This window comes from Sporosarcina sp. FSL K6-1522 (genome assembly GCF_038622445.1).
Classification (GTDB): domain Bacteria; phylum Bacillota; class Bacilli; order Bacillales_A; family Planococcaceae; genus Sporosarcina.
Genome location: NZ_CP152019.1, coordinates 668,293 through 682,002 on the forward strand (window position 1 = coordinate 668,293; position 13,710 = coordinate 682,002).

The window sequence follows — 13,710 nt, forward strand, 5'->3', positions numbered from 1 at the left end:
CTATCATGCAATTTTCATGCCAACTTTTTAAGGTCTATAATGCTACTTTCCCGAGAATAAATGATGTATAATCAAAAAAATGATGCGGAATGACATCACTTTTCAAAAAATGATGCAAAGGAGAAAAACAATGCAAAGTTTACTCACTAAAATCAACATCATTGGCGTTCTGATACTCAATAGGAAAGGGGAACTTTTATTTTCTAATGCAATAGCAAAAAAGTATCATTACTACTTCGAAAACATTGTAGAAGCTGCTTTAATGAATGCCCACTCTTTTAGTTTGCTAAATTATCCTGCCGAAATTACCTGTATTCAAGAAAACGATCAGCTTATTATTTTAATTGCCCCCATGAACGAGTTAGTCCGCTTAAAAAAAGAAACAGAATCCTTGCAAAGCGTCAGAAATGAATTAAATGAAGTCATTAACTCCTCTTTTGATGGAATCGTTATTTGTGATAAAGACGGAATTATCATTCATCAAAACCCCTCTTATGAAAAGATTACGGGACTATCTGCCAAAGATTGTATTGGACGCAGCTTAAAAGAGCTTGAAGATGAAAACATCATAGATGCTTCCGCTTCTTTAAAGGCCCTCGAACAAAATAAAGCCGTTACAATCATTCAAAAAATCAGTACAGGCTCTACCGTTCTTGTGTCCGCTGCCCCTATACGCAATAAAAATGGAGAAATTGAAAAAGTTGTTAATAACGTCCGTGATTTAACACATTTGAATACACTTGAATCAGAAATTCGACAACTTGAACAACAAAATCTACAGATTCATAAAGAACTAGAATTGCTAAAAGAACAAAATGACCCAAAACAATCTATAATCGCTCATTCAGATCTAATGAAAGATGTATTAGATCGGGCATTAAGAGTTGCACAGATAGATTCCGGCGTTCTTATTCAAGGGGCATCTGGAGTAGGCAAAGAGAAAGTCGTTGAATTAATCCATCGACATAGTTTACGGAAAGACTCTCCTCTCATAAAAATCAATTGTGGGGCACTCCCCGAGTCACTATTAGAATCAGAACTATTTGGCTATGAATCGGGTGCTTTCACGGGGGCCAACCAAAAAGGGAAAGCTGGGTTATTTGAAGCAGCTAATCGCGGAATTATTTTTTTAGATGAGATAGGAGAGATGCCACTCCCATTACAAGTAAAACTGCTAAGAGTATTACAAGAACACGAAATTACACGGGTAGGAGGAACAAAACCCACTCCGGTTGATATTCGAATTATTGCTGCCACCCACCGTAATTTGTCGGAGATGATTGAAAATGGTACATTTAGAGAGGATCTATATTATCGTTTAAATGTCATCCCGATTACGATTCCCCCTTTAAAAGAAAGAAAAGACGATATTATTCCGTTAATTTATCATTTTCTAAATGGCATCAATCAAAGATACGGATTAAACAGAAAGTTTTCGAGCGATACCTTGAATGCTTTTCTTGACCATAAATGGCCCGGAAATGTACGTGAGTTACAAAATTTAGTTGAACGAATTGCTTTAATGAGCTCCAATACAGAAATAAGTATTGATGATTTACAAAAAGAATTGCAATTTACCAATGGGCTACAGTTTAATGTAAAAACAATTCCCAAAGCTTCTTCTAATGATACAGAGCTCGCAACATTGAAAAGCCGTTTGGAAACCTATGAAGCAGAGGTTATTACAGAGGCTCTAAACCGATTCCCAAGTATAAGAAAGGCTGCACTTGCTCTGAAAGTTGACCAGTCTACTCTTGTACGGAAAATACAAAAGTATAAAATTGAAAAATGAACAAAAAACGAACATCGCCAATCACTGACGATGTTCGTTTTTATTTCCCTAATAAATCTGGCAGAAACAATGTAATCGAAGGCACGTATGTAATGATAATCAATACAATCAACAAAGCGCCAAAAATAGGAGCTACATACTTAAATGTTTTTTCAAATGGCACATTGGCAATATTACTACCTATAAACAAATTAATTCCCAATGGCGGTGTAATTAACCCCAAACTTAAGTTCAAACAAACAATCATACCAAAGTGAATCGGATCAATGCCTAGAGGAATGACAATTGGCAGTAATAATGGAACAAAAATTAGCACTGCTGCTACTGTTTCCATAAACATCCCGACAATTAATAAGAAAATATTAATCAACAGCAAAATAATAATTGGATTCGTCGTCCAGCCTGCGATTGAATCCGCTAAAAACTGCGGTACTCTTTCAATTGATAGCACTTGTCCAAAAAACGATGCTGCACTTACGAATATTAAAATGGAACCAGATGTATGTGCGGACTTAAGGAATATTCCGACGAAATCATTAAATCCTATTTCTTTATAAGCAAAAATACAAATTACTAAGCTATAAACAACCGCCACAACGGCTGCTTCAGTAGGTGTTACAACTCCACCGTAAATACCACCTAATATTAAAACAGGGGCTAGTAATGCCCATTTTGCTTCATTCAATGCTTTCCAAAATCCAACTTTTTCTTTTTCTTCTATCTCGGCATTTAGCGTACCAAATCCCTCTTTTTTGCTAATAAAGTAGTTTACAATTAATAAAGCAATCGCAACTAAAACGCCTGGGATAATCCCGGCAATAAATAAGTCACTGATTGATGTATTCGCCATTACTGCGTAAAGAATAAAAACAATACTAGGTGGAACAATTGGACCTAATGCTCCAGCACTTGCTGATATAGAAGCTGCATAACCGGGTGCATAACCACTTTTCAGCATGTAAGGAATAAGAATAGCACCAACACTTGCCACCGTCGCCGCACCTGATCCTGAAATAGCAGCGAAAATAAAGCTCGTAATAATCGTAATAATACCTAGACTCCCTGTCATAGAGCCAACAAAACTTTGGATAAAATCTACTAATCTTCTCGCCATACCACCCCGACTCATAATGTCACCTGCTAGAATAAAAAACGGAATAGCGATTAAAGGAAATGAATCCATTGAGCTAAAAGATGTTTGAATAAAAAGTGTTAACGGAACTGATCCTTCAATTAATACAACTAACAAACTTGCAGATGCTAATGCAATTGCAATCGGTACATTTAGTAAAATTAAAACAATTAATATTCCGAAAAGCATCAATGTGACTGTCCCCATACAATTCTCTCCTTTCTATGCTTCCATATCTTTCATTTTGGGATTCGTAATGTCTTTATACAAATTCAGAACCAAGCGAATGGACATAAGCAAATATCCAATTGGAATTCCCAAATAGATAAGTCCTTTCGCTATTCCCAATGATGGTGAATTTCCACCTACACTAAGCATGGTTAAAGAATAGTTAAAACCTACATACGTAATCACAATTGAAAATACGAGCCAGATAAGAAGACCTGCTCTTTTAATGGCTAGATGCAGTTTTTTTGGAAACACAGATAACGCTGCATCGACTTTAATATGAGACTGTGTCGCTGTCACATATGCAGCACTAATAAACGTTAGCCAAATAAATAGGTATCTTGTTAACTCTTCTATCCAAATAAAAGATGAAGCAAAAACGTAACGTGCCACGACTTCTGTAAACATAAGAACAGTCATTACAACAAGTAACAAAACACAGAATAACCCCTCAATTGTATATTTGACTTTTTCTTCATTCATATAGCTCACCCCAAACTTCTATTTTTAATTTAATATTTTTTAACTTATTGACTTTTACCCAAAATCTCTTGTGCCATTTCATAGTTATCAATACCGACTTTATCAATATTTTTATCAATAGCAGATTGAACAGTTTCCTTAAATAATTCAAGTTCTTCCGGTGTCAACTCTACGATATTAACGCCCTTTTCCTTCATATTTTTAATGGCACTTTTTTCAGCTTCCGTCGCCAACTGTCTCGCATATTTGATTTGTTCCTCAGCAGCTTTGTCCACAACTGCTTTTAATTCATCCGTTAACCCATCGTAAAATACTTTGTTTACCATCATGATATGTGGCAATGGAAAATGTCTCGTAAGCGTTAAATGATTCGAGACCTCATAAAACTTATCTGCATTAATTAAAGGTGTTGTGGTCTGTACACCATCAATCGTACCTTGCTGTAAAGAAGTAAAAATCTCACCATAAGATATTGGCGTAGGGTTTGCTCCCATTGCAGCAATCGTGCCTGATTGCAATGGAGTTGTTGTACTTCTAATTTTCAAACCATTTAGATCTGAAGGTGTACGCACTTCTTTTTTATTGTTGGCAATTGCAAAAGAACCAATACTAAAAGTCCCTAGGAAGTAAGCGTTCGATTTCTCTTCCAGACGACTTTTTAACATGTCACCATACTCGCCATCTGTTAACGTATACATTTCTTCTTCACTGGAAAATAAAAATGGTACATCAAAGATATTCAACGCTGGAATCTGCGCATTAGCAGCTACAATGAATGCTGCGTTCGTGACAACATCCAACACACCCGTTTGAAGCATTTCATACTCAATATCTTCAGAAGTTGTTAACGTTCCATTGTTATAAATCTGTACTTCAATTTGTCCATCACTTTCTGCTTCAGCAACTTCTTTAAACTTCTCGTACCCGACATTCAGAAAATTATCTGAAGATACAAGGTTTGCCATTCTAATCACAACTTTTTCTCCATTTGCACCAACTGTTCCGTCTTCTTTCATACTAGTACATCCTGAAAGTAGTAGGACGACGACAATCAATGATAAAAAAAATGATTTATTTCTCATTTTCTTCATAAAAGTTCCCTCCTTTATCTTCCCAAAAATCCACCATCAACCGGGATCATAACGCCGTTAATATAATCTGATTTATTTGAAGCTAGAAATTGCACAGTGCCTGCAAGTTCTTCCGGATTGCCAAACCTGCCTGCTGGAATACGATTCACTAATGAGGCAAATCTCTCCTCATCATTTAAAATAAAACGGTTTAATTCTGTATTATAGTATCCAGGTGCAATTGCATTTACATTAATACCCTCTTTTGCCCATTCGTTAGATAAGGACTTGGTCAATTGTGCCACAGCCCCTTTACTTGTTGAGTAAGCCGATGCATTAAAGCCCCCTTGTGTTGCTAAAACTGATGCGATATTAATGATTTTTCCTCTTTGCTTCATTCTCGAAGCCGCAAGTCTACATATTTGAAAGACTGCCGTAACATTTACATCTATTATTCGTTGAAAATCTTCGACAGGTAAATCTACAGCTGGCATCGGTTTGTGTATACCGGCATTATTAACCAAAATATCTAGCTTACCGTCTAGTAAATCCATGGACTTAGTAAAAATTCCTGTCAATTGATCTAACTGAGACAAATCGCCATATACCCCTTCTACTTCATAACCTTTGTGTCTTAACTCTTCAATTACTTGTTGTAAATTTGGTGAGATATCTATAATACAAACCTTCACGCCATACTCGCAAAGCCCCTCCACCATGGCTAAACCTAAACCTTGGGCTGCACCCGTTACAATCGCCTTTTTACCATGCAAATCTTCCATCTTCTTCTCCCCCGTCATGTATTCGCTTACATCCAAATTCTACTTTTTATGATCCCTTTTCCATCAATTCTATGATATAACCATCTGGATCTAGCATATAGACTGCTTTTGCCCCTTTATTTGCCCCCGCTGTAATAACTGCTACTTTTTTAGATTTAAACGTTACCCCTTTCGATTTTAACTCTATAAATAGCTCATCTAGGTTTGCCACTCTCAAACAAATATGGCCTGTTCCATAATCACATGATCGTGCGTTTCCTGGATACGTATCTACACCGACATACTCTAATATTTCAAACACATGTCCACCTGGAATTTGAACAAAAGCAATTTTAATTTCTTTTAATCCCGGAATTTCTACAATATCGAAAATATAGTCACTACTTGCAACTTGTGTAGATAACAGCTCCAATCCCAGTGTGTCTATATAAAACTCTAGTGCCTCTTCCAAATTTTTCACGGTAATTCCACTATGGATAAATCCAACAATCTTCCCTTTACTCATTTTCTTCCTCCTCATATCTCTTCTTTTCCAATACTATGAACTATGCAAGTTCCATGCCAAACTTCCCCGTCCCAAAAAGGCGTAATATTGCATCTTTTCACCGTGGTATTGATGCATTACCACAACAAGTGATGCAATGGTGCATAACCCTCTTCTATTCTCCCTAAGAACAAACAGATCTTTTTACTTTAGGTTGCGCCAAGACCTACACTGACGACTGTTATTATAAGAAAACATTAAAAGAGTCTTTCCAAATCTCCAAGTGTATATGGATACGAGATAGGTTAGACTCTGATTTTACTTTCACAACCGTTCATTCTCCAAAATCTCCACAAATCGTGTCGCGGCTGGCGAGAGCTGCACACTTTTTAAGAAACAAACACCGACACTACGCTTCGGAATCTCTTCAATGAGCTGAACTTCTGATAATAATCCCGTTGAGATATAATCTTGTGCAAACTCCCTTGTGACACAAGCAATCCCTAGGTTAATCTTCGCGAATTCCAATACTAAATCATGTGAACCTAATTCAAATTCCGGTTCCAATTTTATCCCTTTTGAACGGATATAATCCTCTACATACCTTCTGGAATTTGATTTTGATTCGAGAAAGATTAGTGGGAGTTTTACTAATTCATCAAGACTTAACGGTTTGGCTAAAATCTTTTTGAACTTGGATCCATAGACAAACGTATCCTGAATATCAAAACAAGGTCTTCGTTCTAATGTATGATCGTCAATTGGCAAATTACAAATCGCAATATCCACGCCGCCTGACTTTAAAATTGAACAAAGTTCAACTGTTGTACCATTTACAATTGTAAATTTGATATTTGAGTAGCGATTATGGAAAGCCTCTAAATACGGCAGTAAAAAGTAGCGCGAGATTGTGTCACCTACGCCAATCTTTAACTCACCCGCCGTTAAATTCTTAAAGGCTAAAATCTTTTCTTCGCCCGTATGCAATAAATTAAGGGCAGAATTCGCATATTCAAATAATAAACTGCCTTCATCCGTGAATGACACTCCCTTAGGCGTACGAACGAAAAGACGTGTATCTAATTCTTTTTCTAACTGTCTAATCGCTTGACTGACAGCTGGTTGTGTCATATATAAATCTTTTGCCGCCTTGGAAAAGCTTTCACTTCTCCCTACCTGACAAAAAACTTTATATAAATCTAACTTGCTAACCACATAAGCACCTCTTATACCCATCATTTGATATATTAATTTTACTTATACCACTTAACTGGTGTATATTACAAGTAGTGAGTTAGATAATAGCTATTACGCAAAGGCGTAATTACGTCCAAAATTCGAAGGAGCGATACGAATGGAAAGAGTCGTTGGTACAGTTGCGAGAGGCCTACGTTGCCCAATTATCAACCAAGGGGATAACATCGAAGAAATCGTTGTAGATAGCGTGTTAAAGGCTGCTGAAGTAGAAGGCCTTACAATTGAAAATAAAGATATCGTGTCCATTACAGAATCCATTGTTGCTCGTGCACAAGGGAACTATGCGACAATCGATCATATTGCAAAAGACATCCAGGCTAAATTTGGCGATGATACAATCGGTGTCATTTTCCCAATCTTGAGCCGTAATCGCTTTGCGAACTGTCTTCGTGGAATCGCAAAAGGCGCGAAAAAGATCGTTATTATGCTGAGCTATCCGTCTGATGAAGTCGGTAACCATCTGATTAGTCTTGATTTACTCGATGAAAAAGGTATTAATCCATGGACAGACGTGCTAACAGAAGACGAATTCCGCCAACATTTTGGGTATCAAAAACACACATTTACAGGTGTGGACTACATTGACTACTATAAATCGTTAGCTGCTGAATTCGGTGTAGAATGTGAAATCATTTTCTCTCAAAAGCCAAAAACTATTTTAAATTATACAAAGAACGTTTTAACATGTGACATTCACACACGTTTCCGTACAAAACGCATTTTGGAGGAAAACGGTGCTGAAAAAGTCTACACATTAGACGATATTTTAGCGGAGTCTATCGATGGCAGTGGCTATAATGAAGAATATGGCCTGCTCGGTTCAAACAAATCAACAGATGACGGCGTTAAGCTATTCCCACGCAATTGCCAACCTGTCGTTGACAATATTCAACGTATGCTGCTTGAGAAAACGGGCAAAATCGTAGAAGTAATGGTTTACGGAGATGGCGCGTTTAAAGACCCAGTCGGTAAGATTTGGGAACTTGCGGATCCAGTCGTTTCTCCTGCCTATACACCAGGACTTGCTGGTAAGCCAAACGAAGTAAAACTAAAATACCTTGCAGATAACAACTTTGCAGATTTACGCGGCGATGAGTTGAAAAAAGCTATTTCCGAGTTCATCGACAACAAAGATGAGGACCTGACAGGTTCAATGGAAGCACAAGGAACAACACCACGTAAGCTAACGGATTTAATCGGTTCTCTTTCTGATTTAACATCAGGCAGTGGCGACAAAGGTACGCCTATTGTCTTTATCCAAGGTTATTTCGATAACTTTACAAAATAAGAAAAAATCCGAAGTATGCATCGAATTGGATGTGTACCTCGGATTTTTATTATTGTCGTAAAAAATCGAATAACGACTCCTCGTCTAATGGCTTGCTGTAGTAATAGCCTTGCACAGTATCAACATGCATGTCATGTAACACCTGAAGCTGTGCTTCCTCTTCGACCCCTTCCGCAACGATTTGAAATCCAAGACTGTGCCCCAAGGTCACAATCGTATTCAAAATGGCTTGCTCAATGTTGTCCTTTTCAATTCGTTGGATAAAGGAACGATCGACCTTGACCCGATCAATCGGCATCGTACGCAAATAGTTCAAGGAAGAATACCCTGTCCCAAAATCATCTAATGCAATTTGGATACCTATCCTTTTCAACTCATTTAATTTTCGTATCGTTTCTTCTGGATGATCAATGATAACTGACTCTGTTATTTCAATTTCTAATAACTTCGGTTCAATTTCATAGTACGCTAATTTCTTTTGAAGCTTGTCCACAAAATCTGCTTCACGCAATTGAATCGCACTGACATTTACGGCAACATGCTCGATATCGATTCCCTGCTGAATCGCTCTTTTAATCATTTGTAAACTCGTCACGATTACCCAATCACCGATTGCAATAATTTGACCTGTGCTTTCCGCTAAAGGGATATAGTCCGCAGGTGAAACCATGCCTAATTCCGGGTGCTTCCACCTGATGAGCGCTTCCATACTAATTCTCTTTCCTCCGCTCATATCTAATTGGGGCTGATAATGTAGATCAAACTCCTTATACACTAATGCTTGCCTTAGACCATCTTTCAATACGAGCTCCTTTTCAATCTGCTCTTTCATATCCCGATTAAAGAAATGAATGCAATTACGCCCAGATTCTTTTGCATGATATAAAGCAGTATCAGCGTCGATCAGTAATTCTTCCATCGATTGTGCATCTGTAGGATAGATGGAGACGCCAATGGAAGTGGTGATATAGACATGTTGCTCCAATATGAGAAAGGTATTTGCAAAGGATTCATGAACTTGTTGCAGAGATTCGTGGATTTGATGAATCGCTGCTTTTTTAGCCCGTATTACGATAATGAATTCATCCCCTCCAAAACGACCAAACAAGCTATTGTCGGGTAACCATTCACGGATTCGTTTACCGACTTCAATGAGTAATTCATCGCCATAGGCATGTCCTTTTGAATCATTAATATGTTTAAATTGGTCTAAGTCAAGGAACACAACGACCATCATTTCATCAGCCACATCGATTTCATCAATCCATTTGCCGATTCCTTTTTCGATTGCATACCGATTGGCTAGCCCTGTTAGTGAATCATGATTTGCCTGATAATCCAATTCCCCCATTTGATTTTCTATTTGCAGCGCCATCTGTTCAACGGCAAGTGCAATTTCACCGACCTCATCCTTCTGCTTGATTCCTATATTAATCGAATAGTCTCCGTGTTTTATTTTATTAATTTGACGAACAATTAGGGGGATATCTTTCAAAAAGTAATGTAAAAGAAATGCTAATGCCATCAATAAAATACCGATAGTAACAGTCCAAATACCAACAATCGATCGCTCATATGTAGTTAGTGGTTGTAACAGTATTTCTTCTGGAACGTACACACCTATTTTCCACCCAAGCCCATCCAACTGACGAAAAGAAGCATAGTAGCTAGCCTTCTCCTTTTGGATTTTTGTCACTCCACGCTCTTCTAATTGCGCTTCTTGGAAGACTGGCCACATGTTCTCAGCATCGTATAAAACGTCTCCTTGATCGGACACTAAAATGAGCTTGCGTCCATCTTTTTCAATTGGTTGCAATAGACTAGCTAGATTGTCTAAATAAATATCCATTCCGAAATAGCCTACTCTTTTCTGATTTAAGACTATCGGATGGACAATACTAACCGTCCTTTGCTTTGTCACATAATCCGTATAAAGAGACGAAAAAGAAAGTCCGTCCGTTTCGGAAGCTTTTTGGTACCAATGACGTTCTTGAATCGAATAGGAAGCGTCTGAAACTTGATCATGGTCTGCAATGAAATAACTATTGGCCATATGACTAAGCCAAACCTTTTGAACATCTGCATTGTTTCCTTGTGCACGCATCAATGCTTGTTGAACCCATTCATAGTCCTTATTGGCACGTACATCTTCTCTCTTGTCATTCGCACTCATAAAGCTCTCAATCACTGGAATAGAGGCAAGCTGACGTATCACTTCACCTTTTTGTTGAAATGTAGCAATAACCGTATTCTTAACATTTTCATTTTTTATAGCTAATTCTTGCTCTGCTTGGTCTATCAACAGATCCTTGGTCATGGAGTGTGAGTAGAAAGCAATTATCAACATCGTTGACAACACAACAAGAGACATTGCCAGCACGACTTTACTGTTGATTCCTAATTTCATAGACTCTCCTCCATTTTATTTACTGTATGTTAATTGGTATCTAACTTACTATATTCTCATTTGCTCGACTTTTTTCCTGCTAATTCGGGCAAGTTGTCAGAAGGAAATGACATTCGAGGGTGGTAATAAGGTGAACCTACAGGTTACTATAAAGAAAATAACACTAGAAAGTAGCTGAAACAGATGCCCACATTTCGTTTAAAAGATGGACAGGAAGTAGCAATAACAGAAGCAACCACAACATACGCCCAGCAGATGATTGACTTTTACAATATCGTAGGTGGGGAAACAGATTTTCTGTCATTCGGAGGTAATGAATTTTCAAGAGAGGTCGAGGAATATCAAGCATTTATAGCCACTACACAACAGGAGCAAAACTCCATTATATTGCTGGCAACCTTGCATGATGAAATCATAGGGATTGCCTCCATTACTTCAAGCCAAAAGGACAGAACAAAGCATGTAGGAACCTTAGGTATCGTCGTTAGCGAGCGTTTTACTGGGCAAGGCTTGGGCAGAGTATTGATGGAACAATTGATTGAATGGGCAGCTTCAAATGGGGTGACGAATAAAATTAGCCTCGTTACGAGAGAGGATAATTTGCTTGCCATTGAATTGTATGAAAAGCTTGGGTTTGAAAAAGAAGGACTTATCTTAAAGGATAGTTTTATTCATGGAGTGTATTACAACACACTTGTAATGGGACTTTTTGTGAAGTAAGACAAGGGGGAATTCGCCATGGAAACAATTCAATTAATCGGAGAAGCTGTTCTATTACGACCTATGACAAAAGAGGATGCAGAGGGCATCTACGCATGTTGCCAGGATGAACGTATTTGGAAGCATATGTCACAAACATTGCAAACGCGAGAGGACGTAGACGCCTATATTGAACAGGCGCTTGCCCATCAGGAAACAGGAACGGAATACCCTTTTGTCATCGTCCTTCGAGCCACCAATGAAATCGTTGGCTCTACACGATTTTTTGATATAGCTACTGCCCATAAACGTCTAGAAATCGGCCATACGTGGCTACATCCATCTGTATGGCGTACAAAAGTCAATACAGAATGTAAATATTTGCTGCTCTCTTACTGCTTCGAGCAGCTACATTTTCAACGCGTTCAAATAAAAACAGGGCATGAAAATATTCAATCACAAAAAGCCATTGAACGCATCGGTGCTACAAAAGAAGGTACTTTACGCAATCATATGATTCGACCGAATGGAAAAGTGCGACATACAGTGATGTATAGTGTTGTGCAAGAAGAATGGTCAGATGTGAAACAACATATTGAGGGATTAATGAGGAAGTTCTCAACCCTTTAAACTTGAATGGCTTCCAAATCCGTGTATACTTTTAGTTAGCTGGTAATTTCATAATAAAAATGTTTTCTAGGGTTCCGTAACCATTGAGGTTAGCCTGGACCGAGAGAAAACGCACAGCATTGCTGTGTCACGGAAGGATAAAAGCCTGGGAGATACTGTTTTAACAGTAGTCTCTTAGGCTTTTTTATTTTGCCAGTAACTATAAAATTGGAGGTGCTTTTTGCATGAATACAGATTGGGTGAAAGTATTTATTGCTGCTTTTTTCGAAGTTTTTTGGGTGATTGGCTTAAAACATGCGGATGATTTTTGGACTTGGATGGGGACAATCATTTCGATTATTGTCAGCTTTTATTTAATGATTATGGCTGGTCGAAAACTACCTGTCGGAACGGTCTATGCCGTATTTGTCGGATTAGGTACAGCTGGAACCGTTTTTTCAGACATCTTGTTCTTTGGTGAACCGTTTAAAGTAGCCAAAATCGTGTTGATTGGTGTTTTATTGGCAGGTGTAGTGGGGTTGAAATTAGTAACTACAGACAAAGTGGAAGAGGAGGTTGAATCTTAATGGCTTGGATTTCTTTAATGATTGCAGGGTTATTTGAAGTATTCGGCGTTTCAATGATCAATAAATTGCACAAAGATCGTAGTTGGCAAGCCGCGGTCATGCTCGTTGCTGGATTTGGGGCAAGTTTTCTTTTTCTTGCCTACGCCATGAAAACATTGCCGATGGGGACGACCTATGCCATTTGGACAGGAATCGGTGCCTCCGGCGGTGCCATATTAGGCATGATTTTATATGGAGAATCAAAGGATTGGAAAAGAATCGTGTTTATTGCAATGGTATTGGGAGCAGCCATTGGTTTGAAGCTGATTTCGTGAATTCTAAAGCGCCAGGTACTCAGATGCTTTAGAATTCGATAAGTACCTGGGGCGCTTGTATTTACTTTTTAAAAGTCTTCTCATGCTGAAGCAGCCATTCCTTCCTCCACAAGCCGCCTGCATAGCCTGTCAAATTTCCGTTTGCACCGATAATTCGATGACATGGAATGACGATACTTAATTTATTCTTACCATTGGCCGTTCCTACTGCTCTAACAGCTTTTTCATTGTTAATGGAGACAGCGATATCTTTATAGGACCCTGTTTCAGCATAGGGAATCGTTGTCAAAACATCCCACACTGTTTGTTGAAATGCTGTACCTTCACAGTGATAAGGGAACGTAAATACATGACGCCCCCCTTTAAAATATTCATCCAATTGATGGAAGCAATCTACTACAATCTTGGGTGTTTCATCACCTATCACATTGATAACTTCGTCTCGCTCAACGAACAAGATTGAATGCACCGCGTCCTGTGAGCCAACTATTTCGATTATGCCAATTGGCGATTTATAGTCTAATTTATTCATTGTAAGTCCCCCACTTCGTTTCATTTCAAAAATACCAGCTACTCAA

The 13,710-nt window shown here is 38.2% G+C and carries 14 protein-coding genes and 1 riboswitch; of the genes, 6 read left to right on the plus strand and 8 right to left on the minus strand.

Features of this window, described 5'->3' with window-relative positions:
- Window positions 1-130: 130 nt before the first annotated feature.
- Complete coding sequence (locus MKY34_RS03215; protein WP_342513814.1) at window positions 131-1,792, plus strand: sigma 54-interacting transcriptional regulator; 1,662 nt, start codon at window positions 131-133, stop codon at window positions 1,790-1,792.
- Between the two features lie 40 nt (window positions 1,793-1,832).
- Here MKY34_RS03215 and MKY34_RS03220 read toward each other — a convergent pair whose 3' ends face one another.
- From MKY34_RS03220 to MKY34_RS03245, 6 genes are all read right to left on the minus strand, one after another.
- Window positions 1,833-3,131, minus strand: a complete 1,299-nt coding sequence (locus MKY34_RS03220; protein WP_342513815.1) for a TRAP transporter large permease — start codon at window positions 3,129-3,131, stop codon at window positions 1,833-1,835.
- Between the two features lie 15 nt (window positions 3,132-3,146).
- Entirely contained in the window at window positions 3,147-3,635 is a 489-nt protein-coding gene (locus MKY34_RS03225) for a TRAP transporter small permease (RefSeq protein ID WP_342513816.1), read from the minus strand.
- A gap of 44 nt (window positions 3,636-3,679) precedes the next feature.
- Window positions 3,680-4,726, minus strand: a complete 1,047-nt coding sequence (locus MKY34_RS03230; RefSeq protein ID WP_342513817.1) for a TRAP transporter substrate-binding protein — start codon at window positions 4,724-4,726, stop codon at window positions 3,680-3,682.
- A 14-nt stretch (window positions 4,727-4,740) separates the two neighbouring features.
- The gene (locus MKY34_RS03235; protein ID WP_342513818.1) at window positions 4,741-5,487 is read right to left on the minus strand and encodes an SDR family oxidoreductase; all 747 of its coding nucleotides are present in this window, start codon (window positions 5,485-5,487) and stop codon (window positions 4,741-4,743) included.
- Between the two features lie 46 nt (window positions 5,488-5,533).
- Window positions 5,534-5,992, minus strand: a complete 459-nt coding sequence (locus MKY34_RS03240) for a VOC family protein (protein ID WP_342513819.1) — start codon at window positions 5,990-5,992, stop codon at window positions 5,534-5,536.
- Window positions 5,993-6,295: 303 nt separating this feature from the next.
- On the minus strand, window positions 6,296-7,186 hold the full coding sequence (locus MKY34_RS03245; RefSeq protein WP_342513820.1) for a LysR family transcriptional regulator: 891 nt from the start codon (window positions 7,184-7,186) through the stop codon (window positions 6,296-6,298).
- Between the two features lie 139 nt (window positions 7,187-7,325).
- Between MKY34_RS03245 and MKY34_RS03250 the strand changes: the two genes are divergently transcribed.
- A complete protein-coding gene (locus tag MKY34_RS03250) occupies window positions 7,326-8,516 on the plus strand; it encodes a coenzyme F420-0:L-glutamate ligase (RefSeq protein WP_342513821.1) in 1,191 nt (396 codons plus the stop codon).
- A gap of 49 nt (window positions 8,517-8,565) precedes the next feature.
- Here MKY34_RS03250 and MKY34_RS03255 read toward each other — a convergent pair whose 3' ends face one another.
- Window positions 8,566-10,923, minus strand: coding sequence for an EAL domain-containing protein (locus MKY34_RS03255; RefSeq protein ID WP_342513822.1), 2,358 nt, complete (start codon window positions 10,921-10,923; stop codon window positions 8,566-8,568).
- A gap of 183 nt (window positions 10,924-11,106) precedes the next feature.
- Between MKY34_RS03255 and MKY34_RS03260 the strand changes: the two genes are divergently transcribed.
- The 4 genes from MKY34_RS03260 (at window position 11,107) to MKY34_RS03275 (ending at window position 13,132) form a co-directional block, all read left to right on the plus strand.
- On the plus strand, window positions 11,107-11,643 hold the full coding sequence (locus MKY34_RS03260; protein ID WP_342513823.1) for a GNAT family N-acetyltransferase: 537 nt from the start codon (window positions 11,107-11,109) through the stop codon (window positions 11,641-11,643).
- Between the two features lie 18 nt (window positions 11,644-11,661).
- Window positions 11,662-12,252 carry a GNAT family N-acetyltransferase gene (locus tag MKY34_RS03265; protein ID WP_342513824.1) on the plus strand — a complete coding sequence of 197 codons (591 nt, stop codon included), beginning with the start codon at window positions 11,662-11,664 and terminating at the stop codon, window positions 12,250-12,252.
- A 55-nt stretch (window positions 12,253-12,307) separates the two neighbouring features.
- Window positions 12,308-12,406: riboswitch (guanidine-I (ykkC/yxkD leader) on the plus strand.
- Between the two features lie 70 nt (window positions 12,407-12,476).
- Entirely contained in the window at window positions 12,477-12,818 is a 342-nt protein-coding gene (locus MKY34_RS03270) for a multidrug efflux SMR transporter (protein WP_342513825.1), read from the plus strand.
- Window positions 12,818-13,132, plus strand: coding sequence for a multidrug efflux SMR transporter (locus MKY34_RS03275; RefSeq protein WP_342513826.1), 315 nt, complete (start codon window positions 12,818-12,820; stop codon window positions 13,130-13,132). Before MKY34_RS03270 ends, MKY34_RS03275 begins: the two co-directional genes overlap by 1 nt.
- A 61-nt stretch (window positions 13,133-13,193) precedes the next feature.
- On the opposite strand, the gene MKY34_RS03280 is transcribed toward MKY34_RS03275, so the two are convergent.
- Window positions 13,194-13,664: a methylated-DNA--[protein]-cysteine S-methyltransferase gene (locus MKY34_RS03280; protein ID WP_342513827.1), complete on the minus strand. Its 471-nt coding sequence runs from the start codon at window positions 13,662-13,664 to the stop codon at window positions 13,194-13,196.
- Window positions 13,665-13,710 lie beyond the last annotated feature (46 nt).